19 protein-coding genes and 1 riboswitch are annotated in these 26,338 nt (G+C 74.4%); of the genes, 8 read left to right on the top strand and 11 right to left on the bottom strand.

Going from position 1 to position 26,338, the window contains the following annotated elements:
- Positions 1-28 precede the first annotated feature (28 nt).
- Entirely contained in the window at positions 29-802 is a 774-nt protein-coding gene (locus ACSMXO_RS21340) for a glycerophosphodiester phosphodiesterase family protein (protein WP_455419092.1), read from the bottom strand.
- A gap of 188 nt (positions 803-990) precedes the next feature.
- On the opposite strand from ACSMXO_RS21340, the gene ACSMXO_RS21335 reads away from it, so the two are divergent.
- Entirely contained in the window at positions 991-2,358 is a 1,368-nt protein-coding gene (locus tag ACSMXO_RS21335; protein ID WP_455419091.1) for an Hsp70 family protein, read from the top strand.
- A gap of 109 nt (positions 2,359-2,467) precedes the next feature.
- On the opposite strand, the gene gndA is transcribed toward ACSMXO_RS21335, so the two are convergent.
- From gndA to ACSMXO_RS21315, 4 genes are all read right to left on the bottom strand, one after another.
- Positions 2,468-3,934, bottom strand: coding sequence for an NADP-dependent phosphogluconate dehydrogenase (gene gndA / locus ACSMXO_RS21330; protein WP_455419090.1), 1,467 nt, complete (start codon positions 3,932-3,934; stop codon positions 2,468-2,470).
- A gap of 111 nt (positions 3,935-4,045) precedes the next feature.
- Positions 4,046-4,693: a hypothetical protein gene (locus ACSMXO_RS21325; protein ID WP_455419089.1), complete on the bottom strand. Its 648-nt coding sequence runs from the start codon at positions 4,691-4,693 to the stop codon at positions 4,046-4,048.
- Positions 4,686-6,605: a dynamin family protein gene (locus ACSMXO_RS21320; protein WP_455419088.1), complete on the bottom strand. Its 1,920-nt coding sequence runs from the start codon at positions 6,603-6,605 to the stop codon at positions 4,686-4,688. The genes ACSMXO_RS21325 and ACSMXO_RS21320 overlap by 8 nt, the downstream gene beginning before the upstream one ends.
- Entirely contained in the window at positions 6,602-8,119 is a 1,518-nt protein-coding gene (locus tag ACSMXO_RS21315) for a dynamin family protein (RefSeq protein WP_455419087.1), read from the bottom strand. The genes ACSMXO_RS21320 and ACSMXO_RS21315 overlap by 4 nt, the downstream gene beginning before the upstream one ends.
- Before the next feature lie 209 nt (positions 8,120-8,328).
- Here ACSMXO_RS21315 and ACSMXO_RS21310 point away from each other — a divergent pair, with 209 nt between their 5' ends.
- Entirely contained in the window at positions 8,329-10,953 is a 2,625-nt protein-coding gene (locus ACSMXO_RS21310) for a LuxR C-terminal-related transcriptional regulator (RefSeq protein ID WP_455419086.1), read from the top strand.
- 20 nt (positions 10,954-10,973) lie between these two features.
- A complete protein-coding gene (locus ACSMXO_RS21305; RefSeq protein ID WP_455419085.1) occupies positions 10,974-11,504 on the top strand; it encodes a LuxR family transcriptional regulator in 531 nt (176 codons plus the stop codon).
- 48 nt (positions 11,505-11,552) lie between these two features.
- Here the strand turns inward: ACSMXO_RS21305 and ACSMXO_RS21300 are convergent, their stop codons facing one another.
- Positions 11,553-11,999, bottom strand: coding sequence for a DUF5980 family protein (locus tag ACSMXO_RS21300; protein WP_455419084.1), 447 nt, complete (start codon positions 11,997-11,999; stop codon positions 11,553-11,555).
- A gap of 745 nt (positions 12,000-12,744) precedes the next feature.
- On the opposite strand from ACSMXO_RS21300, the gene ACSMXO_RS21295 reads away from it, so the two are divergent.
- Both ACSMXO_RS21295 and ACSMXO_RS21290 read left to right on the top strand, forming a co-directional pair.
- A complete protein-coding gene (locus tag ACSMXO_RS21295; protein WP_455419083.1) occupies positions 12,745-14,664 on the top strand; it encodes an RNA ligase family protein in 1,920 nt (639 codons plus the stop codon).
- 2 nt (positions 14,665-14,666) lie between these two features.
- Positions 14,667-17,114 (top strand): poly(A) polymerase, encoded by a 2,448-nt coding sequence (locus tag ACSMXO_RS21290; RefSeq protein WP_455419082.1) that lies wholly within the window; start codon positions 14,667-14,669, stop codon positions 17,112-17,114.
- Positions 17,115-17,171: 57 nt separating this feature from the next.
- Here ACSMXO_RS21290 and ACSMXO_RS21285 read toward each other — a convergent pair whose 3' ends face one another.
- A complete protein-coding gene (locus tag ACSMXO_RS21285) occupies positions 17,172-17,966 on the bottom strand; it encodes a lysophospholipid acyltransferase family protein (protein WP_455419081.1) in 795 nt (264 codons plus the stop codon).
- A gap of 246 nt (positions 17,967-18,212) precedes the next feature.
- Here ACSMXO_RS21285 and ACSMXO_RS21280 point away from each other — a divergent pair, with 246 nt between their 5' ends.
- From ACSMXO_RS21280 to ACSMXO_RS21270, 3 genes are all read left to right on the top strand, one after another.
- Positions 18,213-19,670, top strand: coding sequence for a cytochrome ubiquinol oxidase subunit I (locus tag ACSMXO_RS21280; protein WP_455419080.1), 1,458 nt, complete (start codon positions 18,213-18,215; stop codon positions 19,668-19,670).
- A gap of 68 nt (positions 19,671-19,738) precedes the next feature.
- The gene (cydB, locus tag ACSMXO_RS21275) at positions 19,739-20,734 is read left to right on the top strand and encodes a cytochrome d ubiquinol oxidase subunit II (protein WP_346260701.1); all 996 of its coding nucleotides are present in this window, start codon (positions 19,739-19,741) and stop codon (positions 20,732-20,734) included.
- 164 nt (positions 20,735-20,898) lie between these two features.
- Entirely contained in the window at positions 20,899-21,777 is an 879-nt protein-coding gene (locus ACSMXO_RS21270; RefSeq protein ID WP_455419079.1) for a siderophore-interacting protein, read from the top strand.
- A gap of 50 nt (positions 21,778-21,827) precedes the next feature.
- Here ACSMXO_RS21270 and ACSMXO_RS21265 read toward each other — a convergent pair whose 3' ends face one another.
- The 4 genes from ACSMXO_RS21265 to ACSMXO_RS21250 all read right to left on the bottom strand — a co-directional run bounded on the left by ACSMXO_RS21265 (position 21,828) and on the right by ACSMXO_RS21250 (position 26,195).
- A complete protein-coding gene (locus tag ACSMXO_RS21265) occupies positions 21,828-23,129 on the bottom strand; it encodes a hypothetical protein (RefSeq protein WP_455419078.1) in 1,302 nt (433 codons plus the stop codon).
- Entirely contained in the window at positions 23,129-23,650 is a 522-nt protein-coding gene (locus ACSMXO_RS21260; RefSeq protein ID WP_346260698.1) for a SigE family RNA polymerase sigma factor, read from the bottom strand. The genes ACSMXO_RS21265 and ACSMXO_RS21260 overlap by 1 nt, the downstream gene beginning before the upstream one ends.
- 137 nt (positions 23,651-23,787) lie before the next feature.
- Positions 23,788-25,248 carry a glycine hydroxymethyltransferase gene (locus ACSMXO_RS21255; RefSeq protein WP_346260697.1) on the bottom strand — a complete coding sequence of 487 codons (1,461 nt, stop codon included), beginning with the start codon at positions 25,246-25,248 and terminating at the stop codon, positions 23,788-23,790.
- A gap of 19 nt (positions 25,249-25,267) precedes the next feature.
- Positions 25,268-25,358: riboswitch (ZMP/ZTP riboswitch) on the bottom strand.
- A gap of 117 nt (positions 25,359-25,475) precedes the next feature.
- Entirely contained in the window at positions 25,476-26,195 is a 720-nt protein-coding gene (locus tag ACSMXO_RS21250; protein ID WP_455419077.1) for a hypothetical protein, read from the bottom strand.
- Positions 26,196-26,338: the final 143 nt, after the last annotated feature.

Here is a 26,338-nt window from a genome sequence, read left to right as displayed (position 1 = left end):
GGGGTCGGGCGGGCCTGGTCCGGCCGACCTACCGATCGGACGGCCAGTGACCGCGGCTCTGGTACGCCTCGCGCAGCACGTCGACGTGATCGGTCATGATGCCATCCACACCGAGGTCGAGTAACTCGTTCATCTCGGTGATGTCGTCGATGGTCCAGACGTGCACCTGGAGACCGAGCCGGTGCACGTAGTCGACGAACCGCCGATCGACCACCTTGACCCCGCGGTAGCGGACCGGCACCTGGGCGGCGACCACCGTCGGCGGCAGCATCAGCCGCCGGTTGGCCAGCGAGGCGAGCCGTACCCGGGCCACCCCGCGCAGCCCGAGCGAGGTGGCGATCTTCGGCCCGGCCAGGATCCGCAGCCGGGCCAGCCGGGCGTCGCTGAACGAGGCGAGCAGCACCCGGTCGCCGGCCCCGGCCCGGTCGACGGTACGCACGGTGGGCGCGACCGCGCCGTCGGCCTTGACGTCGACGTTGAACCGGATCTGCGGCCAGGCGCCGAGCACGTCGTCGAGCCGGGGTACCGCCGCCGCCCCGCCGACCCGGATCGTCTTCAGGTCCGTCCAGCGCAGTCCGGCGATCCGGCCGTGCTCGCCGGTCATCCGGTGCAGGGTCGCGTCGTGGAAGACCACCGGCACCTCGTCGGCGGTGGCGTGCACGTCGGTCTCGACGTACCGGTAGCCGAGCTGGACCGCCCGGGCGAACGCCTCGGTGGTGTTCTCGTCGCCGCGTGCGGCGCCGCCCCGGTGCGCGAACGCCAGCGGTGTCGGCGCGTCGAGGTAGGCGAAGTCCCGGATCACGGTGCGAGTATGCCCGGTCCGGTTGGCCGTCCGGTGACCGGAGGGCGGCGCTTTCCCCCCGACCGACGGGGACTCTTCCGGGCGGTGAACGGCACCTGGACAGCGCGGCGCCCGCGCCCCGACGTCCGGCCATCCGGGCATGACGGACCGCGACGGGAGGTCGGCGAGGGTTCAGTATGGTGCTCGCCATGCGGCTGCTCGCCATCGACTTCGGCACCTCCAACACTGTCGCCGCGGTGCGGGGCGCTGACGGCCGGGCCCGGTCACTGCTCTTCGACGGCAGCCCGCTGCTGCCCTCGGCGGTCTGCCTCGACCCGGGCGGCACGCCGCTGACCGGCCGGGACGCCTCCCGGGCGGCCCGGCTCGACCCGGCCCGGTTCGAGCCGGCGCCGAAACGGCGGATCGACGACGGGGCGGTGCTGCTCGGCGACCGGGAGGTACCGGTCACCGAGCTGGTCGGCGCGGTGCTGCGGCGGGTCTCGGTCGAGGCGTACCGGCAGCTCGGCGGGGTCGACGAGGTCCGGCTCACCCATCCGGCCCGGTGGGGGGAGCGCCGTCGCACCGTGCTGGTCGCCGCCGCCCGCGCCGCCGGGCTGCCGCCGCCCCGGCTGGTCGCCGAGCCGGTCGCGGCGGCGGCCTACTATCCGGCGGTACTCGGCACGGTGCTGCCGCCCGGCCGGGCGCTGGCCGTCTACGACCTGGGCGGCGGCACCTTCGACGCCGCCGTGGTCCGGCGCACCGCCGACGGCTTCGACGTGCTGGCCGAGTCCGGCCTGACCGACCTGGGCGGGCTGGACTTCGACCAGGCCCTCGTCGAGCACCTCGGCCGGGGCTACGCCGGCGGCCGGACCGAGCTGTGGCACGGCCTGCTGAGCCCGGCCGACGCGGGGCAGCGCCGGGCGCGGGAACTGCTCTACGACGACGTCCGGGCGGCCAAGGAGCTGCTGTCCCGGGCCGCCAGCGCCGAGCTGCACCTGCCGGCGCTGGACCTGCGGGCGCATCTGACCCGGGACGAGTTGGAGTCGCTGATCCGCCGGCAGCTCCAGCAGACGGTGAACTGCCTGGCCCGGACGATCGCCGCCGCCCGGCTGGACCCGGCCGACCTGGTCGGGATCTTCCTGGTCGGCGGCTCCAGCCGGATTCCGCTGGCCGCCCGGCTGATCCACGCCGAGTTGGGCGTCGCCCCGACCACCCTGGAGCAGCCGGAGACGGTGGTCGCCGAGGGAGCCCTCCGGCTCGACGACCCGCCGGCCCGGCCCGCACCGGTGCCGTCGCCCGGACCGGCCCTGGCCGGATCGGCTCGCGGCGGATCGGCTCCGCCCCCGGGCGGATCGGCTCGTGATGGATCGGCCACGGCCCGGGCCGTGGCGCCGCTCCGGCCGGCGCCCGCCCAGCCCGAGTGGCCGGCTCCGGCCCGGCCCGGTCAGCCCGGGGCGCAGCCGGCCGGCCGGTTCTGGACCGGGACGGCCGGGCTGGTCTGGACCGGGACGCTGGCCCTGCTGGTGGTCGCCGCGCTCGTCGTGCTGGTCGCGGTCCTCGCTGCCAGGCCCGGCTGACTGCGGTGCAGACCGGGACGCGACCGGGCCGGCGATCCGCCCCCGTGCCGGAGGACGGACCGCCGACCCGTCGGGTTGGCGCGGTCAGTCGCGTTGTCGCGACTCGCGGTCAGGCCGGAGACTCGGTGCGGTCGCCGGCCCACTGGGTGTGGAAGCTGCCCTCGGTGTCGACCCGCTGGTAGGTGTGGGCACCGAAGTTGTCCCGCAGGCCCTGGATCAGCGCGGCCGGCAGCCGGTCCCGCCGCAGCCCGTCGTAGTAGGAGAGCGAGGAGCCGAAGGCGGGGGCGGGCACGCCGGCCTGGGCGGCGTAGCTGACCACCCGCCGCCAGCTGGCGACGCTCTCCGCGACCCCCTGCACGAAGTACGGCGCCACCAGCAGCGTCGGCAACTGCGGGTCGGCGTCGTACGCCTCCCGGATGCGGTTGAGGAACCGGGCCCGGATGATGCAGCCGCCCCGCCAGATGGTGGCCAGCGCCGCCGGGTCGATGTCCCAGCCGTACTCCTGGCTGCCGGCCCGGATCTGGTCGAAGCCCTGCGCGTAGGCGACGATCTTCGAGGCGTACAGCGCCTTGCGGACGTCCTCCACGAACGCGTCCCGGTCCACCTCACCGGTCGGCGCCTCGCCCCCCGCGTCGGCGTACGCCCGGGCCGCGGCGGCCCGCTGGTCGGCGTGCCCGGACAGCGAGCGGGCGAACGTCGCCTCGGCGATCCCGGTGATCGGCACGCCCAGGTCGAGCGCGCTCTGCACCGTCCACCGGCCGGTGCCCTTCTGCTCGGCCTGGTCGAGGACGATGTCGACGAACGCCTTGCCGGTGCCGGCGTCCACGTGCCCGAGCACGTCGGCGGTGATCTCGATCAGGAACGACTCCAGGTCGCCCTCGTTCCAGCCGGCGAAGATCTTGCCGATCTCGGCCGGTGTCGCGCCCAGCCGCTCCCGGAGCAGGTCGTACGCCTCGGCGATGAGCTGCATGTCGGCGTACTCGATGCCGTTGTGCACCATCTTCACGAAGTGCCCGGCGCCGTCCGGCCCGATGTGTGCGCAGCACGCCACCCCGTCGACCTGGGCGGCGATCGACTCGAAGATCGGCCCGAGCTTGCGGTACGCCTCGACCGAGCCGCCCGGCATGATGCTCGGGCCGAGCAGCGCACCCTCCTCTCCGCCGGAGACACCGGTGCCGACGAAGTGCAGCCCGTGCTCGCGCAGCGTCTCCTCCCGCCGCCGGGTGTCGGCGAAGTGGGCGTTGCCGCAGTCGATGACGATGTCGTCGGGTTCGAGCAGCGGGATCAGCTCGTCGATGACGGCGTCGGTGGGACGGCCCGCCTTCACCATCACGATGACGGCGCGGGGCCGCTCCAGCGAGGCGACGAAGTCGGCCAGCGACTCGCTCGGCACGAACGTCCCCTCGTCCCCGTGTTCGGCGACCAGGCTCCGGGTCCGCTCCGGCGACCGGTTGTGCACCGCCACCCGGTGACCGTGCCGGGCCAGGTTCCGGGCCAGGTTGCGGCCCATCACCGCCAGCCCGGTCACCCCGATCTGGGCTGTGGCGCCGGTGCCGCCGCTCGTCGTCTCCGCCATCTTGCCGCTCGCTTCCGTCTGGGCCTGAATGTTCGGCCGGTTGCCAGTTCCTGTGCCGGCGTCGGAGGAGCGCGCGGAATCCCGCAGCAGGGCGGAAGGCCCGGTGTCCCGTCAGCGCTCGTCCGGCAACCAGAACCGGGCAAGCGTACTCGTCGCCGGGTCCTCGGAGGCGGTCAGCGCCGACCACGGGTCGCCGTCGGCCGGCAATTCCTCACCGGCGTACCCGGCCAACTCGTCCGGGGCGACCGTCCCGGCGACCGGCTCGGGCAGCGGCGGCGGCACCGCGTCGACCGGCTGGCCGAGCAGGGCGGGATCGGTCCACGGGAAGCCGTCGACCGGCTCCGGCGGTGCGCCGAGATCCGGCAACTCGGTCGACTCCCACCAGGCCGGTCCGGTGTCGGCGTACGGGTCGAGGTCCGGGTCGGCGCCGACCGGCGGGTCCGCCGCGCCGAAGCCGACCTCGGCGGGCACCTCGGAATAGCCGTCCGGCCCGAACCCCGACTCCTCGGCCGGGTACGGGTCCGCCTCGGCGTACGGGTCGGTGTGCGGCCCGGTCGGCAGGTCGTCGTAGCCGAGCGGCAGCGGCGGGTCGGCGGGCGCCCCGGACAGGTCGCCGGGATCCGGGTCGGCGGCACCGAACCCCTCGACCGGGAAGCCGCTGTCGTCGGGCTGGTCCGGGGTCAGGTCACCGAAGTCCTCACCTTCCGGGCCGCCGAACTCCGGCTGGTCGGCGGACCAGCCACCCCAGTAGTCAGTCATGTTCCCGCCCTCGGTCCTCGGTGGCCGGAGCCGGGGCCAGCGCCCGGGCCCGGACCAGCACCTCGTCGACCTGCTTGACCCGGGTCCGGACCGTCTCCCGCTCCGCCTGCGTCGCGGCTCGGCGCCGGGCCCGTACGGCGGTGTCCTCGGCCGCCGCCGCGTCGATCTCCGCGATCCGCTCGTCGAGCTGCCGCAGCCGGCGCTCGATCGCGTCATCTAGGGCGAGGGTCAGCGCGTACTGCAGGTCGGTGAACCGGTTGGTGATCTCGTCCGACAGCGCGGCCCGGGCGTCGGCGACCACCTCCCGCAGCCACATCCGGGCCTGCTGCCGGTCGGTGTGCACCCGGCGCCGGTACAGGATGAAGCCGCCGGCGGCGAGCCCCAGGCCGAGCCCGGCGAACGGGATCAGCAGGCTGCCACCGACCAGCGCGCCCGCGCCGAGCGCCGAGGCGCCGGCCATCGCGCCCCGGCCGGCCAGGAACGCCATCGACCCGGCCGACATCGCGATCATCATGTTGTCCGGGCCGCCGCCCTCCCGGCGCGGCTTGCTGGCCAGCGCGTGCCGCAGGGTCGCGTTGAGCCGCCCCAGCACGAACCGCAGTTCCTCCGGCTGGAACACCTCGGCGAGCACCCGCTCGCCGACCTGCCGGAACCGCACCTCCAGATCGTCGGAGAGCCGCACCGACAGCGCGTGCAACCCCTCGTCGACCTGCTGCGGCAGCCCCTTGAGCTCCTCGCCCCGGGCCTTGTCGATCCGGTTCAGGAACTCCTCCTGGAGGGTGCCGACGTAACCCCGGAGCAGCCCGGTCGCCTCCACCCGGGCCCGCTGCGTCTCGGTGCTCAACGCCAGCGACCACTGCCGCGACTCGGTGCGCTTCCGCGCCGCCAGCGCCGCCCGGTCCTGCTTGATCCGGGCCAGGTCCGCCGGATCGGGGTCGGCGGCCCGCAGCCGGTCACCGAGTTCCAGGTCGTACCGGATCAGTTCGCTGCGGACCGTACGCAGCAGGTTCGCCTGCCGCAGCAGGTGCCCCCGGCCGGCCACCCCGATCAGGGCGTGTTGCAACTCGGCGATCCGGGACTCCCGGATAAGCTCACCGGCCGCCTCCGCCGGCATCGTCCGGGCCAGCTCGGCCAGCCGGGCCGAGACCGGAAACCACGACGCGCCGCCGAACCGGGGTGCGTGGGCCTGCAACTGCGCCCGGTTGTCGGCCAGGATCGTCCGCCAGCCCGGGTACGCGTCGGTCTTGGTCAACGCGAAGACCACCAGGTTGACCCGCTTGCTCGCCTCGATCAGGAAGTCGAGTTCCGGCTGGGCGAACGGGGCGGCGGCGTCGACCACGAAGAGCAGGGCGGTGGCCCGGGCCGCCGCGTCCAGCGCGATCTGGGCGTGCGCCGGATCCAGCCCGCCGGTGCCCGGGGTGTCGACCAGGCTGAGATATTGCAACAGCGGCGCCGGATGGGTCACCTCGATGTGCCGGGGCGGGCGCTGGTCGTCCGGCAGCCGGCCCAGCGGGGTGGCCCAGTCCCGCAGGTCGGACAGGCGCAGCGGCAGCGGGTCGCCCCGACCCGGCAGGAAGGCCCGGGCGCCGGCCTCCGGCCCGGGCACGAACTCCAGATAGCAGCAGGTGGCGACCGCGACGTCGACCGGTGACAGCCCGGGCACCCCGACCAGCGCGTTGACCAGGGAACTCTTGCCGCGCTTCGTCTCACCGACCACCACGATCGACGGGCGGGTCACCACCTGGCGGCGCAGCATGTCGACGTCGGCGGCGGCATCCGGGGCGACCTTGCGCAGGAACGCCAGCCCGCCGTCGACCGCCCCGCCCAGCGCCGCGCCGAGCGCCGCCTCCGGGTTCGCTCCACCGCGCTGCGCTGGCGCACCGGCCCCGGTGGCGGTACGGCCGGCGGTCACCGCGGGCTCCCCTCGGCGCGTACCCGCTGGGAGAGCAGGAAGAAGCCGCGGTGCGCCACCTGGGCCACCCGGGACTGCGCCGGGCTCGCCCCGGCGACCGCGTACACCCGCCACCGGGTGGCGGCCTCCAGCGCGGCCCGGGCCAACTGCTCCGGTGCGGCGGCCGGCAGGCTCAGGATCCATCGGGGGTCGGTGGAGAGCGCCAGCCGGGTCAGCTCCTGCTCCATCGGCTCCGGCAGCTCCACCGAGCCGGAGCTGACCAGCTGGGCCACCTCCAGCAGCCGCAGCCGGTGGTACTCCGGCTGTTGCAGCACCTGCTCGATCGCGTCCCGCAGCAGTTCCCGGTCCTCGGGCCGGGGAGCGTGGCTGGCCAGCTTCTCCAGGGTCGACAGCCCCCAGCCGGCCTTGATCGCGTCGGTACGCCACCGGAACGCCTGGTCGAGCGTGTTGCGCAGCCGGGGGAACCCGGACGCCTGGAACAGCAGCCGCACCAGGTCGCCGCTGGCCAGCTGCGGCTGGGCGGCGAACTGGGCGATGGCGAAGCCGATGCCGTACAGGTCGAGCAGCCGCAGCAACCGCTCCCGCTGCTCCCGGGGGACCGGGCAGTCCCGGGAGGTGAACAGGTCGACCGAGGCGAGCAGCACCGCCCGCTCGCCGGCCGGCAACCGGGCCATCGTCCGCAGCGCCTCGCAGTCGGCGGCGGTCAGCCGGCCGGCCTCGGTCGTCTCGGCCAGCAGCCCGACGATCGGCACCACCTCGGAGACCACCCGGCGCAGCACACCGGTCTGGTCGGCGGCCAGCGGACCGGCCACCGGCCACGGGTCGGCCGCCCCGCCAACCAGCTTGTCCACCTTGTTGAACAGGCCGAGCGAGTTGATCGGGTTGCTGGCCAGCCGGGCCGAGACCGACCGGAACGCCTCCAGCGCCGCCACGTCGTCGTCCCGGACCGACTGGGTGAAGACGTAGACGATCGCCTCGGCACCGGCGATCGCGCCGGCCGAGTCGTCGTCGATGTTGTCGTCGAACGGGGCGGTCGCGGCCTCGAACAGGAACCGGCGGGCGCCCGCGCTGACCGAGGTGTTCGTCGAGGCGAGTCCCGGGGTGTCCAGCACCGTCAGGTCGCGCAGGTGGTCGCTGGTCAGCGTGACGTCGACGTAGGAGATCTGGGCGCGTGGCACGCCGAGCCGCTGCGGGATCATGCCGGCGTCGTCCAGCGGCAGGCTGAGCCGGCTGCCGTCCCGGCGTACCACGTCGACCCGGTCGGCGGTGCCGTAGCGGAACTGGGTGACGATCCGGGTGCACTCGCCCACCTCGGTCGGTGCCACCCGCCGGCCGATCAGCGCGTTGACCAGCGTCGACTTGCCGGCCTTGAGCCGGCCGGCGATCGCCACCCGCAGCGGCTCGTCGAGCCGGCGGCGTACCCCCGACACCTGGGTTCCGGTAGCGGCGCCGAGTCGGGGACCGACCTCGTCACAGAGGCCGGCGACCCGGGCGCTGAGCGGACCTGCTCCCATCGCTCGTCAGCCGGCGGTGCGGTCGGCGACAATGGCAGGAACCCGGTGGTGGAGCACGTTCATCTCGTCTGCTGTCCTTCCGACACGACGGCGGGGGCGGGCTGCCCCTGCCGGACATCACACTACGAATATCCTGCCGGCGCAGGATCCCATGTTCGTGCCACCGTCTTCCACGGTGGTCAGGCGTCGACCCGGGCGGGGGAGGGACAGTGCGGCACGCGTCGGTCGGTGATCTGCCCGACCAGTTCCGACCGGCCGACCTGCCGGACGGCGGGCCGGTCGGCGATCAGGCCCCGGACGTCGTCGCGGCCGGCTCCGGCCTGCTCACCACCCCCGGCCTGGTGGTGCTGCACAGTGGACCCGGTGGCGGGCGCAGCACCGCGCTGCACCGGCTCGGCACCGCCTTCCGGGGGCCGGTCTTCGCCGGTGGCGGCCTGGCCAGCCTGCCCGGCGAACCGGCGTTCGCGCTGGCCCGTGCGGTCCGGGTCCGGCTACCCGGGCACGATCCGGCACTGCTCGCCGAGGCGGTCCGGTCCCGGGTACGCGGCGGCCTGCTGCTGCTGGACGACCTCCAGTGGGTCGATCCGGCCACCCTCGCCGCCCTGGTGCCGCTGGCCACGCACTGCCGGATCGCGGTCGCGCTGCGTACCCCGCACCGGCTGCCGCCGGCGGCGGTGGCGGCGCTGGAGGCCGTCGCGGCGGGCTGGCTCGCGGTGCCGCCGCTGACCGTGGAGTCGGCGACCGCCCTGGCCGGGCGGATAGCCCCCGGGCTGGGCCCGTCGACGGTCGCCGACGTGGTCCGGCGGGCCGGTGGGGTGCCGCTGGCGGTGGTGACCCTGGCCCACCAGGCGGCCGCGCAGCGGGCGGCCGGGGTGCCCCGACCCGGTGGCACCGGCGAGCGGCGTCCGGAGCCGGTGCCGGCGGACCGCGACGCCGACCAGGTCGGCTACGCGGTGGCGGCGGCGCTGGCCGACCTGACCCGGCCGGCGCGTACCACGATGGCCGCACTCGGGCTGCTCGGCCGGCCGGCACCGGCGGGCGTGCTCGGTGCCGGGGTCGACGAACTGCACGCCGCCGGCCTGGTCACCGTCGAGCAGGGCGGCGCCGCGCTGGTCGGCCCGGTGTCGCCGTACGTCGCCGAGGTGGCCGCCGGGCTGCTCGACGAGACCGGCCGGCAGGCGCTGCACCGGCGCCTCGCCGAGCTGGTACCGCCGGCCGAGGCGGCCCGGCACCTGGCGGCGGCCGGTGACGGCGCGGCGGCGTACCGGCGGGCGCTGGACGTGGCAGCCGACGCCGACACCGCCGGTCTGCGCGCCGAACTGCTGCTGCTCGCCTGCGCGCTGCCCGGCGTCGAGCCGGAACCGGCGGTCCGGGTCGACGCCGCCCGGGCCGCGCTGGCCTGCGGCCGGCCCCGGGCCGCCGCCCGGGTGCTGAACACCGGCACACCGCTCGGCGTCGACCCGGACCTGCTGCGGGCGGAGGCGCTGGTCCAGCTCGGCGACCTGGCCGGCGCCCGGTCGGCGGTGGCCCGGGTACCGGACTCGGCCACCCCGGAGCAGCTCGCCGCCCGGGACCGGATCGTGCTCCTCGCCCAGCTCGACGCCGACCCGGCCGAGGCGACCCGGGCGGCGGCCCGGATCACCGCCCGGCACGGCCCGGAACCGGCGCACCCGGGACTGCGGGCCGCGCTGGCGGCGGTACGCGCCGCGAACCGCGCCCCGGGCTGGGAGTCGACGCTGGCCTCGGCCGCCGCCGCGGCGGGTACGGCCGGTGATCCGCTCTCCGCCCGGTGGAGTGCCTGGCTACTGGTCGAGACGCTGCTCGCCGACGGCCGGCTCGGCGAGGCCGGGCAGGCCGCCGAGGCGGCCGAACACGCCTGCGCGGCCGACCTCGCCTACAGCTGGCAGACCCGGTTCCTGGCCGCCCGGCTGTGGTGTGCGGCGCTGCGCGGCGGGCAGCCCGCACTCGACTCCGGCACGTCCGGCACGGTACTCGACTCCGACGAGGCGCTGCGCCGGGCGGCCGACCTGACCGACCGGACCCTGCCCCGGCTGGCCCGGGGCTACGCGGTGGCCGCCGCCAGCCTGGTCGAGGCGGACGGCGGCCTGCTCGGCCCGGCCCGGTCCCGGCTGGCGGCCACCACCGGCGGCTCCACCGGCGCCGACGCGCTGCTCGACTGGGTGAGTCGGGAGGCGGCCTGGCTGGACGGCCAGCCGGACCGGGCCGGCGGAGCATCCTCCGGCGGCCCGCCGCTGATCGACGGGCTGCGCCGGATCACCGCCCGCTGGGCGGCGTACGACGGCGCGGATGCCGGCCCCGGTCCGGGGCTGCCCGACGGTGCGGTGACCGGAGTTCCGCCGGAGCCGGCGCCGGTGTGGCAGACCCTCGCCGCCTGGGACACCCCGGGCGGCGACCCGGCCGGCTTCATCCGGGCCGCCGACGGCTGGCGGGACCTGGCGGTCCGCGAGGAGGTGCGCTGCCTGCTCGCCGCCGGCCTGCACGAACCGGACCCGGCCCGCAGCGTCCCGGTACTGCTGACCGCCGAGGAACGCGCCGAACGCGCCGGGCTGGTCGTACTGCTCGGCCGGATCCGCCGGGCGCTGCGCCGGCACGCGGTACGCCGCGACGTCCGGGGCGCCCGCGCCGACGGCGACCTCACCGACCGGGAACGTGAGGTGCTCCGGCTGGTCGCGGCCGGCGAACCGACCCGACGCATCGCCGGTCAACTGGGTATATCCGCGGAGACGGTGGAGACCCACGTCCGGTCCGGGATGCGCAAGCTGGGCGCCCGCACCCGTACCGAGGCCGCGGCCCTCGCCCTGGAGGCGCTGTGACTGGTGCTGGAGGTGCAGCGATGACCGACCCGCCGCGCTACGTCGTACCGTCGGCGACCGACGCGACCACGGTGCTGCGCCGACTGGTCCGGGACGGGTGGTCGACCCGGGAGGGGTTCGCCGTCGCCGAGCCCGGCTGGGACCTGGCCGCCGCCCGACTGGTGCTGTTCGGCCGGGTACCGGACGCCGACACGGTCCGGCTGGCGGTGCTGGCCGCGGCCCGCGGCGCCGGGGTGGTGGCCATCGTGGACCCGGCCGGCGAGGTTGGCCGGGCACTCGTCGATGACCTGAGCCGGCTCGGGCCGGTACACCGGGATCCGGACGAGGTGCCGGAGTCCGAGACCGAGTCGGTGGTGAGCCGGCTGATCCCCGAGCAGCGGGCGCTGCTGGAGCGGCTCGCCGACGGCGAGACCATCGCCGCCGCCGCGGCGGCGGAGTTCCTGTCGCTGCGCACCGCGAACCGGCGGATCGCCCAGGCCCGGGAGGCGCTCGGGGTGCGGACCACCCGGGAGGCCGTCCTCGCCTACCTGCGGCAGCGCCGCTCCGGCTGACGGGCGCCGGGTTCGGATTTCGGGTCCCGGGTGGCGGGCCGCTGAAACTCAGGCGCAGCCCCAGCTCTCCTGGACCTGGATCGTGACCGGGACGCTCTGCGTCTGCAGCCCGTCCGACGCCGTCAGCACCGGCCGGTACACCCCGAACGGTAGCGGCGGCAGGGTCATCGCGATCAGATTGAGCGCGGTGTGACCGTCGCTCGATCCGGGCGGGATCGGCGAATGCGGCAGGCTCGTGGTCGTGCCGGCAGGCAGGTTGCGGGCTCCGACCTCGATGGGGGTCGACCACTCTCCGTCGATGGTGATCCAGAAGTACGTCCACCAGGACTCGCCGGCCGGGATGCAGATGCGCTGGCCGATGTTCGTCAGCTGCCAGCCGCCCGCCGAGGTGGGGGTACCCGCCGCGGCGGCCGGCTGGCCGGCGATCAGCGCCAGGGTCAGTGCGGTGACCAGCCCGAGCGCCATCCGAGCGGCGCCGAAGGTCGATCGCAACATCGAAGCCTCCCCAAGCTCGTTCGACGGCGGCTCACACCCACAGCATTGTCGTCACTCGAATCGCCGCCCTGAACCCGGCAGCCTACGGCTGTCGTCTCAGAGAGATATCAGAAGCAGTCGACGCCGCCGAGAAGTCGCCTGTTGATAACTTTCGCGGCATGACACAGGGACTCGGATTTTTGCTCAAGAAAGCGGTCTTCGCGCTGGCCCTGGCCGTTGCGTTTGCTGCCGCAGGGGCGGTGAACGCGGGCCCGGCGCTGGCCGGGCCGGCTCCGGTACCGGCGGAGCAGGCTCGGGCTACCGTGGCAGAGCCGCTCGTAACCGGATGCAACGGAAATCTACCGAGCGGATGGCAGTACAGGTCGTCGTTCCGGTACTGCGCGGAGTGCAGGTTCGCCGGCGAAGCATGGGAATACACCGGAAACTACCTGGCCCACTGCCAGACGTACGGGGATGGTTATCGGCTGTGGACATTCTGTACCGCGTGCCGGAACGACGATTCGACACCGGATGGGCGGCCGGTTTCCCTCGGCACCGTACGAGCACCGGTCCCACCGCACCGGACACCCTCAGCAACGGTGAGCGACACGGGCCGCTGAGAGCCGTGTTGACCTGCCCCGGCCCCACGTGAGCGGCGCGGGGTTCGCTGTCCGCTCGCCGATGCCTAAATGGCTGGCCGGGCATCGCCGCGCTGCGTACCGTTTTCGATCACCAGGTTGCTTGTGGTCGGGGGTGGATCATGCGGGTGCCATACCCTCGCACCCCGCACCTGCCCTGGTCGCCCGGGGTGGCCGCCGACGACCTGCGGGTCGGGGACCTGTCCGGCCTGCGCGGCCGGGAGGTGGTGGTGACCGAGAAACTCGACGGCGAGAACACCACCCTCTACCGGGACGGCCTGCACGCCCGCTCGCTGGACTCGGCGCACCATCCGTCCCGGGCCTGGTTGAAGGCGCTGCACGGCCGGATCGCCGCCGGGTTGCCGGCCGGGTGGCGGATCTGTGGGGAGAACCTCTACGCCCGGCACTCGATCGGCTACCAGGATCTGGCGAGCTGGTTCTACGCCTTCTCGGTCTGGGCCGGTGACCACTGCCTGGACTGGGACCGGACGGTCCGGGTCACCCGGCGACTCGGCCTGCCGCTCCCGCCGGTGCTGTGGCGGGGCACCTTCGACGAGCGGGCGCTGCGTACGCTGCGGCTCGACCCGGCCCGGCAGGAGGGTTACGTGGTCCGGACCGTCGACGGCTTTGCCCGCGCCGAGTTCGCCGCCCGGGTCGCGAAGTGGGTACGCCGGGACCACGTACGCACCGACGCGCACTGGATGCTGGCTCCGGTGGTGCCCAACGGCCTCGGCCCGCACGCCGCGCTCTGGCAGGTGCGGTCGGGCGGCCCGGCGGACGTACCCGCGCTGTTCGCCGCCACCCTCGGCGGCGCCGACACCGGAGACGACGGCACCACCGGTGCCGGCGGGACGGTCGAGCGGGCCGAGGAGGTCGTCGCCGACGTCCTGGCCCGACTCGACCTGCTGGGCCGCTGCGGTGACCCGCGCCTGGCCGGGGTGCTGGCCGCCCTCTTCGCCCAGACCCGCCGGCCGGGGCTGGCGGCCCGCCTGGTCGCCCCGCTCGGCATGCCGCTGGCGCGCCGGGTCGCCGACCTGGTGGAACTGCACACCGGCCCGCACCGGCCGTTTCCCGACGAGGCGCGCCGGGCCGGCCTGATCCGGCTCGCCGACGCGGCCGACGTCGGCGTCCTGCACGCCGTCGCCGCCGCGGTGCTGACCGGCCGCGAGGACGCCGCCAGCGCCGAGGCGCGGGAGCAGGTCGCCTGGTCGGAACTGCACGCCGACGAGGCCGGCCTGCTCGCCGAGGCGCCGCTGCGACCGCTGCGGGCCGAGCTGCGTACGGCGCTGCGCGGGTGCGACCCGGAGGCGGCGGACCGGTGCTGGGCCGAGGCCCGCCAGGCGTACGCGGACGGCCGGATCGGCACGCCGGAGCAGGCGCCGGCGGCGACCTGGCGGTGGCGGTCGGGGCGCTTTCCCCGGCTCGTGCTGACGGTCGGGCCGGCCGGCAGCGGCAAGAGCGGCTTCGCGCGGCGCCTGCCGGGGGTGGCCGGGATCGTCTCCCTCGACGAGCTGCGCCAGGCCCGGGGGTCCCGCGCCGACCAGCGGGCGAACGCCGAGGTGCTGCGAGCCGGCCTGGACCGGCTCGACGCCCTGCTGGCCGCCGGCGGGACGGTGGTCTGGGACGCGACCGCGCTGAACCGGCAGCAGCGGTCCCTGGTGCACGCCGTGGCCCGCCGCCGCGACGCGCTGACCACGCACGCGGTGCTGCTGGTCCCGGACGACGTGCTGGCCCGACGCAACGCCGACCGGGCGGATCGGGTGCCGCCGGAGGTGCTCGCCGGCCAGCTCCGCCGGTTCCGCCCGCCGCTGCCGGGGGAGGCGCACCGCACCTGGTACGTCGGGCCGGACGGCACGGTCGGCGACGTCGCCGGCAGCCTCGCCGACGAGGAGCCGGAAAACCCGGCCGACGGTGCGCCGGTGTTCGGCGGTGCGCCGGTGTTCGGCGGTGCGCCGGTGTTCGGCGGTGCGCCGGTGTTCGGCGGTGCGCCGGTGTTCGGCGGTGCGCCGGTGTTCGGCGGTGCGCCGGTGTTCGGCGAGGTGGGTTGAGCATGCGGACCAGCGAGGAGATCTACCACCGGATCCGCTGGGATCCGCGGTTCGACCCGGCCCGGTTCGTGCTCGGGGTCAACGTCCGGGGCACCGAGCCGAAACGGATTCCGCTGCCCGCGTTCACCCCCGGCGGCGACATCCCGTGGCACCGGGTGCTGTTCATCGAGGCGGACGGCGAGGTGGTCTGGGACCGGGCCACCGGCCTGGACCGGATCGACTCGACACCGGCGGGCCGCAGCCGGCGGCCCCGGCTGCTCCGGGCACCGTCCTTCACCGCCGGCACGCCGTTCCGGTGGTCGGCCGGACCGGATGGCCGTTCCGGGATGCCGGCCGCCGGCTGGCGTGCCGCACCCGCGCCGGCCGGCGGCGTACCGCTGCCCGGCCCGGCCCGGCTGCGGGTGCTGACCTGGAACACCCTCTGGGACCGGTACGACAGCGACCGGATCGACACCGCCCGGCGCCGGCCGCTGCTGCTGGCCGCGCTCGAACACGCCGACGCGGACGTGATCGCCCTCCAGGAGGTCGAAGCCGAACTGCTGCACCTGCTGCTGAACGCCCCATGGGTCCGCGCCGGCTACACCCTGGACACCGACCCGACCGGTCGGGACGTCGACGACACCGGGCTGCTGCTGCTCAGCCGCCTGCCGGTCCGGGAGGCCGGCCGGCACCCGCTCGGCCCGCACAAGGCGGTCGCGGCGATCACCGTGGAGTCCGCCGACGGGCCGCTGGTGGTGGCCGGTACCCACCTGACCAGCGACCACGCCGACGGCGGGGCGGCCCGACGGCAGGTCGAACTGGCCCGGCTCGCCGAGGCGCTGGCCGGGATCGACGGCCCGGTGGTGCTGGTCGGCGACTTCAACGACGACGGATGTGGCCCCGGCGGCCTACCCGAGGTACGGGACGCCTGGTCCGAGCTGCACGGGCCCGCCGACCGGACACCGACCTTCGACCCGCTGGTCAACCCGTTGGCGGCCGTCTCGTCGCTGTCCGGCCGGGCGGGCCGGCTCGACCGGGTATTGCTGCGCGGCACCGGACTGCGCGCCGGGGCCGCCGCCCTGCTCGGCACCGCCCCGGCCTCCGTCGACGGCCTGTTCGTCTCGGACCACTACGGCGTCACCGTGGACGTCGTCGTCGACGGCTCGACCGACCTGGTCGGCGTACCCGGCGATCCGGCCGCAGCCGTCGGGATCGAGCCGGAGCCGGAGAGCGTGCACCCGCCGCCGGTGCCGGGGCACCGCGGCGCCGCACCGGCCGGCCCCGGCGTACCGGCGCAGTCGGCTGCGGACCCGCTGACCCGGCGGGTGGTGTCGGCGCTGCGGGACGTCCTGCCGGAGGCGGTGCCGCACGTCGTCGGATCGCGGCGGCTCGGCTGCGCCCTGCCCGGCGCCGATCTGGACCTGGTGCTGGCGCTGCCGGGCGCGGTCGAGCTGTCGGCGGTCGAGGCCCGGGTGCGGGCCGCGCTGCCGGCCGCGACCGGGCTGCGCCAGGTGCGCGGCGCCCGGGTGCCGGGCCTGCGGCTGCGCGTCGACGACCGGGACGTCGACCTGGTGGTGGTCGCCACCGGGGACGTGCCGGCGACGGCGGCGGTGCCTCGCCGGGCCGCGCTGGACACGGCGGCGGCGGTCGCGCTGAGTGCGGTCAGCGACGCCGAGGAACTGCTCGCGGCGGTACGCGGGCACCGGTCGGCGTTCGTCGGGCTGGCCCGGCAGGTGAAGGCGTGGGCGCGGGTACGTGGACTCGACTCGGCGCCGTTCGGCGGGCTGCCCGGGCTGGCCTGGACGGTCCTGGCGGCCCGCACGGTACGCCAGGCCGACGATCTTTCCCCGGTCCCGCTGTTGCGGCAGTTCTTCGCCGACTGGGCGGCCTGGGACTGGCGCGAGCCGGTCGCCCTGCACCCGTCGCCGGCCGGCCCCGCCGGACCGGACGGCTGGCCGGCCCCCGTCGACTCCGGCGCCGACGAGCCACCGGTGCGGATCCTGACGCCCAGTGCACCGGTCCGGTCCTGCTCGGGGCAGGTGTCCGCCGCCGGTCGGGACCTGCTGACCCGGGAGCTCTACGCCGGGTGGGAACTCCTCGACGCGGCGGGAGCCGCCCCGGAGCCGCCTCCCGAGTTGTCGTCGCCGCCACCGCTGCACCGCCGGCACGCCGCCTGGGCGGTGCTGACCGTACGGGCGGTCCGGGGCGAGGCGTTCAGCGTGACGCTCGGCCGGGTCCGGGGCCGGGTCCGGGCCCTGCTCGCCGCCGTGCAGCGGGCCGGGGCAGCGGAGCCGCACGCCTGGCCGCGCCCGTTCGAGCGGACCCCGGAGCTGACCCGGTACGCGATCGGCCTCGGTCCGACGCTGCCGGCTCCGGTCCGGCTCGCCGAGGAGGTCGCGCCCTGGACGGCGGGACTGCCCGGTGCCACCGTGGACTGGCTGCCCGGCGGCGACGTTCCGACCCTGCGGTGAGCCGCGCGCACCGCACCCGGGCACGCTGCTACCGCCGCCGGGAACACCGTGCCCGGCTCAGCCGCCGGCCGCGTCGTCGAGGCGGGGACGGCGGTGCTGGCGCCGGGTTTCGGTGGGCCGGGTCGGGTCGACGTACCGGGGCCGGTCGGGTTCGTCGTGACGCAGCGGCGCCAGGGCGACGGTGAGCGCCTCGATGATCGCGTCGGTGGCCCGGGCGGCGGCGCCGGGGCTGATCGGGTCGATCCCGGTCAGGTCGACGGGCGGGCCGAAGTGCACCCGGATCACCGGCCGGCGGAGCATCGCCCGGCCAACCGCCCGGAGCATGCCGGCCGGTGCGGCGTACGGCAGCACCTCGTGCGCGCCCCACTGGGCGACCGGCACCACCGTGGCGCCACTGGCGAAGGCGAGCCGGGCGGTGCCGGTCTTGCCCCGCTCGGGCCACATGCCGGGGTCGAGCCCCATCCGCCCCTCCGGATAGACCAGCACCACCGAGCCCTGGGCGACGGCCGCCGCCGCGTGCTCCAGGGCGAGTCCGACGGTCGGGGTACGCCGGTCGACCCGGATGTGTCCGCTGGCCCGCATCGCGGAGCCGACGATCGGGGCCCGGAAGACCCCGCCGGTGGCCATGATCCGGGGCGCGATCCGGCGTACCCGGCAGGCGGCGGTCAGCACCACCGGGTCGAACGGGTTGAGGTGGTTGGCGGCCAGGATCAGCGGGCCGTGCCGCAGCTCGTCGGGCACGTCGCCGGTGACCCGCAGCCGGGCGAGCAGCCCGACCACGCCCCGGGCGAGGACCTGGAGGAAGAGCCAGAAGCGGGGGGCGCGCCAGGGCGCGGCGGTGGTGGTCTCCATCAGGCGGTCGATCGTCGCACGCGCCGGCCGTCCGGGAGGCCCGGGGCAGGGGGTGTCGCGCCGGCCGGGACGCGGTGCACCGCCGCCGGCTGCCCGAGCCCGGTGCCCCGGCGTGGCGTCGGAAGCGCCGGGCAGCCGAGCAGGACCGCGACGGTGACCGGCAGACGTGATCGACCTCCCAGCGGCACCGTCTACGACGACAGGTAGTATTTACTACGTCCGGTAGTACATACCTGGGGGTTTGCCGTGGACGCGCTCGACGTCGCCCGGTGGCAGTTCGGTGTCACCACCGTCTACCACTTCCTCTTCGTACCGCTGACCATCGGGCTGTCGGTGCTGGTGGCGATCCTGCAGACCCGCTGGCACCGCACCGGGGAGCTGCGCTACCTGCGGTTGACCAAGTTCTACGGCAAGCTCTTCCTGATCAACTTTGCCATGGGTGTGGTCACCGGCATCGTGCAGGAGTTCCAGTTCGGGATGAACTGGAGCGACTACTCCCGCTTCGTCGGCGACGTCTTCGGTGCCCCGCTGGCGATCGAGGCGCTGCTCGCGTTCTTCCTCGAATCCACCTTCCTCGGCCTGTGGATCTTCGGCTGGGACCGGCTGCCCCGCCGGATCCACCTGGCCACCATCTGGGCCGCCGCGCTCGGCTCGACGCTGAGCGCGTACTTCATCCTGGCCGCGAACTCCTGGATGCAGAACCCGGTCGGCTACCGGATCAACCCCGACACCGGCCGGGCCGAACTCACCGACATCGTCGCCGTACTCACCAACAAGGTCACCCTGGTCACCTTCCCGCACACCCTCGCCGGCTGCTTCCTGGTCGCCGGGGCGCTGATGGTCTCGATCGCCCTCTGGCACCTGCGCCGCCCGACCGGCAAGGCCGGCAAGCAGGCCGCCGAGCGGCAGAGCCCGGCGGTGGGGGAGGACCGGGCAGCGTTCCGGTTCGCCGCCCGGTTCGGCGCCTGGGTCACCCTCGCCGCCGCGGTCGCCGTCGTGATCACCGGCGACCTGCAAGGCAAGATCATGACGCAGGTGCAGCCGATGAAGATGGCCGCCGCCGAGGCGCTCTACACCACCGAGCAGCCCGCCTCGTTCTCGGTACTCACCGTCGGCAGCCTGGACGGCAGCCGGGAACTCTTCGCCATCAAGATCCCGTACCTGCTCTCCGTGCTCGGCACCGGCGACCCGAACGGGCAGGTCCGGGGAATCAACGACCTCCAGGCCCAGTACGTCGCCCAGTACGGCCCCGGCAGCTACACCCCGGTCATCCCGGTCACCTACTGGAGCTTCCGATTCATGATCGGCTTCGGGTTGGCCGCCGCCGCGATCGCCGCGTGGGTGCTCTGGGCGCAGCGCCGCGGCCGTACCCCGAACTCCCGCTGGCTGGTCCGGGCCGGCCTGGTCATGCCGGTCCTGCCGCTCGCCGCGAACTGCTTCGGCTGGATCTTCACCGAGATGGGCCGGCAGCCATGGGTCGTCTTCGGCGAGATGCTCACCCGCGACGGCGTCTCCCGCAGCGTCTCGCTGGCCGAGGTCCTCACCTCGTTCACCGCCTTCACCCTGGTCTACGCCACCCTCGCCGTCGTCGAGGTCCGGCTGCTGATCCGGTACGCCCGCGCCGGCCTGCCGGACACCGCACCCCCCGCCGCACCCGAACCCGACACCGACGACGAGAACCGCCCCCTCGCCTTCGCCTACTGACCCCACCGACCCGGCGCCCGCCCGCCGCACCCGCAGCCCGCCCACGACCGACCCGACCGGAGTCCACGATGGACCTGCCCACCTTCTGGTTCCTGCTCATCGCCGTGCTCTTCACCGGCTACTTCATCCTGGAGGGCTTCGACTTCGGCGTCGGCATCCTGCTGCCCGTGCTCGGCCGCGACGACCGGGAACGCCGGGTGCTGATCAACACCATCGGGCCGGTCTGGGACGGCAACGAGGTCTGGCTGATCACCGCCGCCGGTGGCCTCTTCGCCGCCTTCCCCGGCTGGTACGCCAGCCTCTTCTCCGGCTTCTACCTGCCACTGCTGCTCGTGCTGCTCGCCCTGATCTTCCGAGGCGTCGCCTTCGAGTACCGGCACAAGCGCCCGGAGGCAGCCTGGAAGGCCCGCTGGGACCTCGCCATCTTCCTCGGCTCGCTGATCCCCGCCGCGCTGTGGGGGGTCGTCCTCGGCAACCTGCTGCGCGGCGTACCACTGGACGCGCGGCACGACTACACCGGCGGACTGCTCGACCTGCTCAACCCGTACGCGCTGCTCGGCGGGGTGACCACGACGGCGCTGTTCGTCACGCACGGCGCCGTCTTCCTCGCGCTCAAGACCACCGGTGAGATCCGGGTCCGGGCCGGCCGGCTCGCCGCCCGGGCGGCCACGGCCACCGCCCTGGTCACGGCCGCGTTCCTGGCCGTCGGCCTGACCATCCGGCAGACCCCGGCCGCCGTCGGGCTCGCCGTGGCCGCCGCGCTCGCCCTGGTCGGGGCGCTGGCCGCCACCCGGGTACGCCGGGAGGGCTGGGCCTTCGTCGGCACCGCCGCCGCGATCGGGCTGACCGTCGCCGCCCTGTTCGCCGCGCTGTTCCCGACCGTGCTGCCGTCCACCGCCGACCCGGCCGGCACCCTCACCATCGACAATGCCGCCTCCAGCGCCTACACCCTGAAGGTGATGACCTGGGTGGCCGCCTTCTTCGCCCCCGTCGTCCTCGCCTACCAGGGCTGGACCTACTGGGTGTTCCGCAAGCGGATCGGGGTCGCCAACATCCCCCGGTGACCCACCCGCCGCGACGCAACCCGCGAGTTGAGACTTTTCCGCGCCCACCACCGGCACTGCCCGCACCCGTTCACTCGAAGTCTCTACAAGGACTTCAATGAAATAATTGAAGCGAAAGGCTCAGTCAGGGCACCGACTACTCGTAACCGTCGAAAGGCACCCCGATGGGACAACTCCCGATCCGGTTCATCCGGGTCGCCGACGTCGCCCGGATCACGCCGCGGATGGCCCGGATCACCTTCACCGGCGACGACCTCGCCGACCTCCACCTCGACGGACCCGACCAACAGGTGAAGCTCTACTTCCCCAGACCCGGGCAGCGCCGCCCCCGGCTGCCCGAACCCGACCCCGACCTCTGGCGCTGGTACGCCGGATTCGCCGACATCCCCGAACCCGCCCGCCCCTGGACCCGCAGCTACACCATCCGGGCACACCACCCGCACGGCAACCTGATCGACATCGACTTCGTCCTGCACGAGCACGCCGGCCCCGCCACCCGATGGGCCGAATCCGCCACCCCCGGCGACACCCTCGGCATGTTCGGCCCGTCCGCGGTCTTCGCCCGCCCCGTCCCGATCGGTGGCACCGACTGGATGCTGCTCGCCGGCGACGAGTCGGCGCTGCCGGCGATCGGCACCATCGTCGAGGCGCTCCCCGCCGGCACCCGCGCGCACGCCTTCGTCGAGATCCCCGACCCGGCCGAGGAGCAGCACCTCGACACCCCGGCCGACCTCACCCTGCACTGGCTGCACCGCGGCGACCCGCCGGCCGCACACGGCAGCCGGCTGCTCGACGCCGTACGCGCCGCGACCTTCCCGGCCGGCTCCGTCTTCGCCTGGCTGGCCGGCGAGGCCGGCACCGTACGCGCGCTGCGGCGACACCTCGTCGACGACCGGGGCCTGCCGAAACAGTCGATCGACTTCACCGGCTACTGGCGACGGAACCTGACCCAGGACGACGACCCGACCGACGAGGACCTCGCCGAGGCACGCGAACGCCTCGCCGACGCCGAAACCACCACCACCGGCACCCGGACCGGATGAACCCCGCCGGTCCGGGTGCCGGTGGGATCGGCACCCGGACCGGCGGACCGTCAACGCAGCGGAACCGTCTGCGCCGACCCGCTCGACGGCGTCACCCGCAACTCCACCGCAGCCGCCGGCAGCAGAGCCGCGTCCCGGCCCGCATCCCGCCAGCCACCGTCGCCGTCGACCCGGTAACCGAACGCCGCCCCCTCGGCGGCCACCACCGTGCCCTGCCCGTCCGGCAACCGCAGCCGCACCGGCAACCTCGCCGACCAGTCCGCCACCGCGCTCGTCACCGGCCGCAACGGCCCAGCGACCGGCCCCAGCAGCGCGACCACCCGAGACGGATAGTCGTCGTACTGCACCGTCGTCACCATCAACAGCCGGCCGTCCGGAGTGACCCCGTACACCGTCAGCAGCGGAGAGCCGTCACTGGTGTGCATGCCCCACCGGTCGTAGTAGTCGGCGAGCGAGTCCGGCTCGTTGACGTACCGCTGCACCAACTCCGACGGCTTGCCCCACACCCTCTCCGCACCCGGCAACACGTGATCGCGCACCGGGGGAGCAGGCCGGTCCCGCCCCCCGGGAAAAAGGATCTCCGAGGCGTTGCTGAGGTACACCTGGTCCCTCAGCCCACCCAGCCGGCGGAACGCAAGAGTGATCTTCGCCCGCTGCGCCGGCACCTCCAGCACCGCCGCCCCGTCCCGGAACGGCACCGGCACGAACGTCCGCAACACCCTCCCATCGGCGGCGAACCGCAGATCCCGGGAGAACTCCACCGGCCGCCCCACATCCAGCACCACCAGCACGTCCCGGTTCTCCCCGAGCAACGCCGCCTGCGAGTTGCCGTCCATACCGTCCTCGTCGACCTGCTCCACCGTCATCACCCGCAACCGGTCCCCGACCGACTCCACAAACGCGGCCACCGCCGCCAGCCGTGCCCCACCCGGCTCCGACACCACCGGATGCTCGGCGGTGCGCTGCATCACGAACGCGGCCGGCCCCGCCGGAGTGCTACCCGCCCACACCACGTGCGGCGCACCCCGTACCCCGGTCTCGGTATCCGCCATCGCGCGCCGCCACACCGCCAGCAGCCGCCGCACGAACACCTCGTTGCCCGCCAGATCACCCCGGGACGGCCGGTCGAACAGCGGCGCCGCGACCTCGACCCGGCCACCACCGCCCCATTGGAGCACCCCGCCGGTCGACGCCGCCCCGACCACCAGCAGACCGGCCGCCAGCACCCCCCGCCTGCGCACCAGCCGCCGCCGCCCACCCCGGCGCACGTCGTCGAGCAGGCCGGGCGGCTCGCTCAGGTGCGCCGTCGCCCGGTGCAGGACCCCCGGCACATCCACGTCGTCGATCGTCATCACGAACCTCCGGAACCGTTGGAAACAGACAGGACGAGACCGGTCCCGGCCAGCGCCGCCCGCAGCCGCGCCAACCCCCGCGCGGTGTGGCTCTTCACCGCACCCTCGGAACAGTCCAGCGCGGCGGCGACGTCGGCGACCGACAGATCCTCCAGAAAACGGAGCACCACCGCGGCCCGCTGCCGGTGCGGCAACGCCCGCAACGCCGCGACCACCGACTCCCGGACCAGCACATCCTCGGTACGGTCCGGCGTCGACGGGTCGAAATCACCCAGCGCCCGCTCCGGCCGCCGGGCCCGCCGCCGCCACCGGCTCGCCGCCCGGTTCACCAACGCCCGCCGCGCGTACGCCTCCGGCACCGTCCGCACCCGCCGCCAACGCAGATAGACCTGCTCCAACACCTCCTGGAGCAGGTCCTCCGCCTCATGCCGATCACCCGTCAGCAGGTAGGCGACCCGTAACAGCGCCACCGACCGCGTCCGGACGAAGTCGTCGAACTCCGCACCACGCGACTCTCGCATCCACCCTCCCGGTCTCGTCGCCTCCACAGACGCCGCGGGAAGCCGCGAGGGTTACCGCCACCACCACCGAACTCGACCCGACCCCGCCACCACCACCCTCAGCCCGGACCAACCACCATCAGCCGAGATCGACCACGTCAGCCGAGATCGACCACCGGATACAGCGGATAACCTGCCAGCAGATCCGCGGCCTGCCCCGCCACCCGCTCGGCAACCGCCCGATCCAACACGTACCGGGCCTTCGACGGCGCGCCGTCCGGCCCGACCCCCGGCCGGGTCTGCGACAGCACCGTGTGCAGCAACCCGGCGACCTCGTCCATCTCGGCCACCCCGAGCCCCCGGGTCGTCAACGCCGGCGTACCGACCCGGATCCCGGAGGTGTACCAGGCGCCGTTCGGGTCCCGGGGCACCGAGTTCCGGTTCGTCACGATGCCGGCATCCAACAGCGCCGCCTCCGCCTGCCGCCCCGTCAACCCGTACCCCGACACGTCCACCAGCAGCAGATGATTGTCCGTACCACCGGTCACCAGCTCGGCTCCCCGCCGCAACAACCCCTCCGCCAGCGCCACCGCGTTCTCCACCACCCGGCCCGCGTAGGCCGCGAACTCCGGCCGCCGCGCCTCCGCCAACGCGACCGCCTTCCCGGCCATCACATGCGGCAGCGGGCCGCCGAGCACCATCGGGCAGCCCCGGTCCACCTGGTCGGCCAGCTCCGGCCCGCACAGCACCATGCCGCCGCGCGGCCCCCGCAACGACTTGTGCGTCGTCGTGGTCACCAGATGCGCGTACGGGACCGGATCGAAGTCACCGGTGAACACCTTCCCGGCCACCAGCCCGGCGAAGTGCGCCATGTCGACCAGCAGCGTCGCACCGACCTCGTCGGCGATCTCCCGCATCAGCCGGAAGTTCACCCGCCGCGGGTACGCCGAATAGCCGGCCATCAGGATCAACGGCCGGAACTCCCGGGCGACCCGGCGCAGCTCGTCGTAGTCCAGCAGTCCGGTCTCCGGATCGGTGCCGTAACTACGCTGGTCGAACATCTTGCCGGAGATGTTCGGCCGGAAACCGTGCGTCAGATGCCCGCCCGCATCCAACGACATGCCCAACATCCGCTGGTCACCCAGCTCCCGCCGCAACACCGCCCAGTCCTGGTCGGTCAACTCGTTCACGTGCCGGACCCCGGCCCGCCGCAACGCCGGTGACTCCACCCGGTCGGCCAGCACCGCCCAGAACGCCACCAGGTTCGCGTCGATCCCCGAATGCGGCTGCACGTACGCGTGCGCCGCTCCGAACAACTCCCGGGCATGCTCCGCCGCGACCGACTCCACGGTGTCGACGTTGCGGCAGCCGGCGTAGAACCGGCGGCCGATCGTGCCCTCCGCGTACTTGTCGCTGAGCCAGTTACCCATCGCCAGCAGCACCGCCGGGGACGCGTAGTTCTCCGAGGCGATCAACTTCAACGACTCGCGCTGGTCGGCCAGCTCCGCCCCGATCGCGTCGGCGATCCGGGGCTCGACCGCACGCACCACGTCCAACGCCGCACCGAACGCGACCGACTCCGTGGACCTCGTGCCGAGTGGGGACACCTGATTGGCCATGGAAACCTCCTGGGCAGGAAAAATTGGCCCAGGCGCACGGCACACGTCACTCGACGGGACCGCTTCCCGATGGTTGACCCCATCCCAGCACGCCAGTCACGGTCCGGGCCGAGCGTACCAACCCGCCCGGCCCGCAGCGACCAACCACGCCAACCCGCCGCCCCGATCCGACCGCCAGCCCCGGCCGGCGCCGCGAGCACGGCCAGCCGAGGCTCCACGCCGACGGCTCAGCCCGCGTCGCGCAGCTCCGCCAACCGCGCCTCGATCTCCGCCAGCTCGGCCCGCAACTTCTCCGCCTGCTGCTCGGCCTCCCGCCGCTCCACCGCCATGATCTGCTCCACCGCCTCGTGCACCCCGGGGACATCGATCAGCGCCACCATCTTCAACGCCTCGGCCGGCTTGATCACGTACGGCTTCGCCAGCGACTTCGTGCCCTGCGTCGCCGCCAGCGTCCACTCGCCCTCCGCGTACGTCAGGGTGACCGTCAACCCCGCCGGCCCCTTCGGCTTCACCGCCTTCGTCGCCCGACGGGCCGGCTTCGCCTCGCCGTCGCCGTCGGACGGACGGGCCGGGGGAGTGTCCACTGCGGTCACTGCTGCCTCCTCGCGGGAAGCCGAAACCGGCTCCCTGACAATCTTGAACTCTGGTTCGGCGGCCGGCTCGGGCTCCGGCTCCGGCTTGACCGCCGCCCGCCGGGTCGCACCCTTCGGCGCGACAGCCAGATCGGTGGGGGAGAAGGGCAACTCGTCCCGGCCGAACCGGACCACCACCCACTCCTCGGACACCTCCGGATCGGTCAACTCCACCACCTGACCGAGCTGACCGGCGATCTGCCCCGCCGCCTCGGTGAACATCACCTTCGGCTTGCGGCCACCCGCCAACGCGTCCCTGATCTGCTGCAACTCCTCGGTGGACAAGCCCTGTTCGGCGGTACGCGCGGCAGCCATCGGATCCCTCTTCCGTACACCTGTTTGATTCATGACTTACTACCAGGCCGGCCCGACAACGTCGAGACGGACACACCGGTCCGAGATCAACAAAACCGCCGCCCGGTCCCCGCCACCTCCGCCGCGCCCACACCTGGCAGGAT

Source organism: Plantactinospora sp. DSM 117369 (assembly GCF_053764795.1).
The sequence above is the reverse complement of the archived record's forward strand: the minus strand, read 5'-3'. Positions and strand labels throughout refer to the sequence as shown.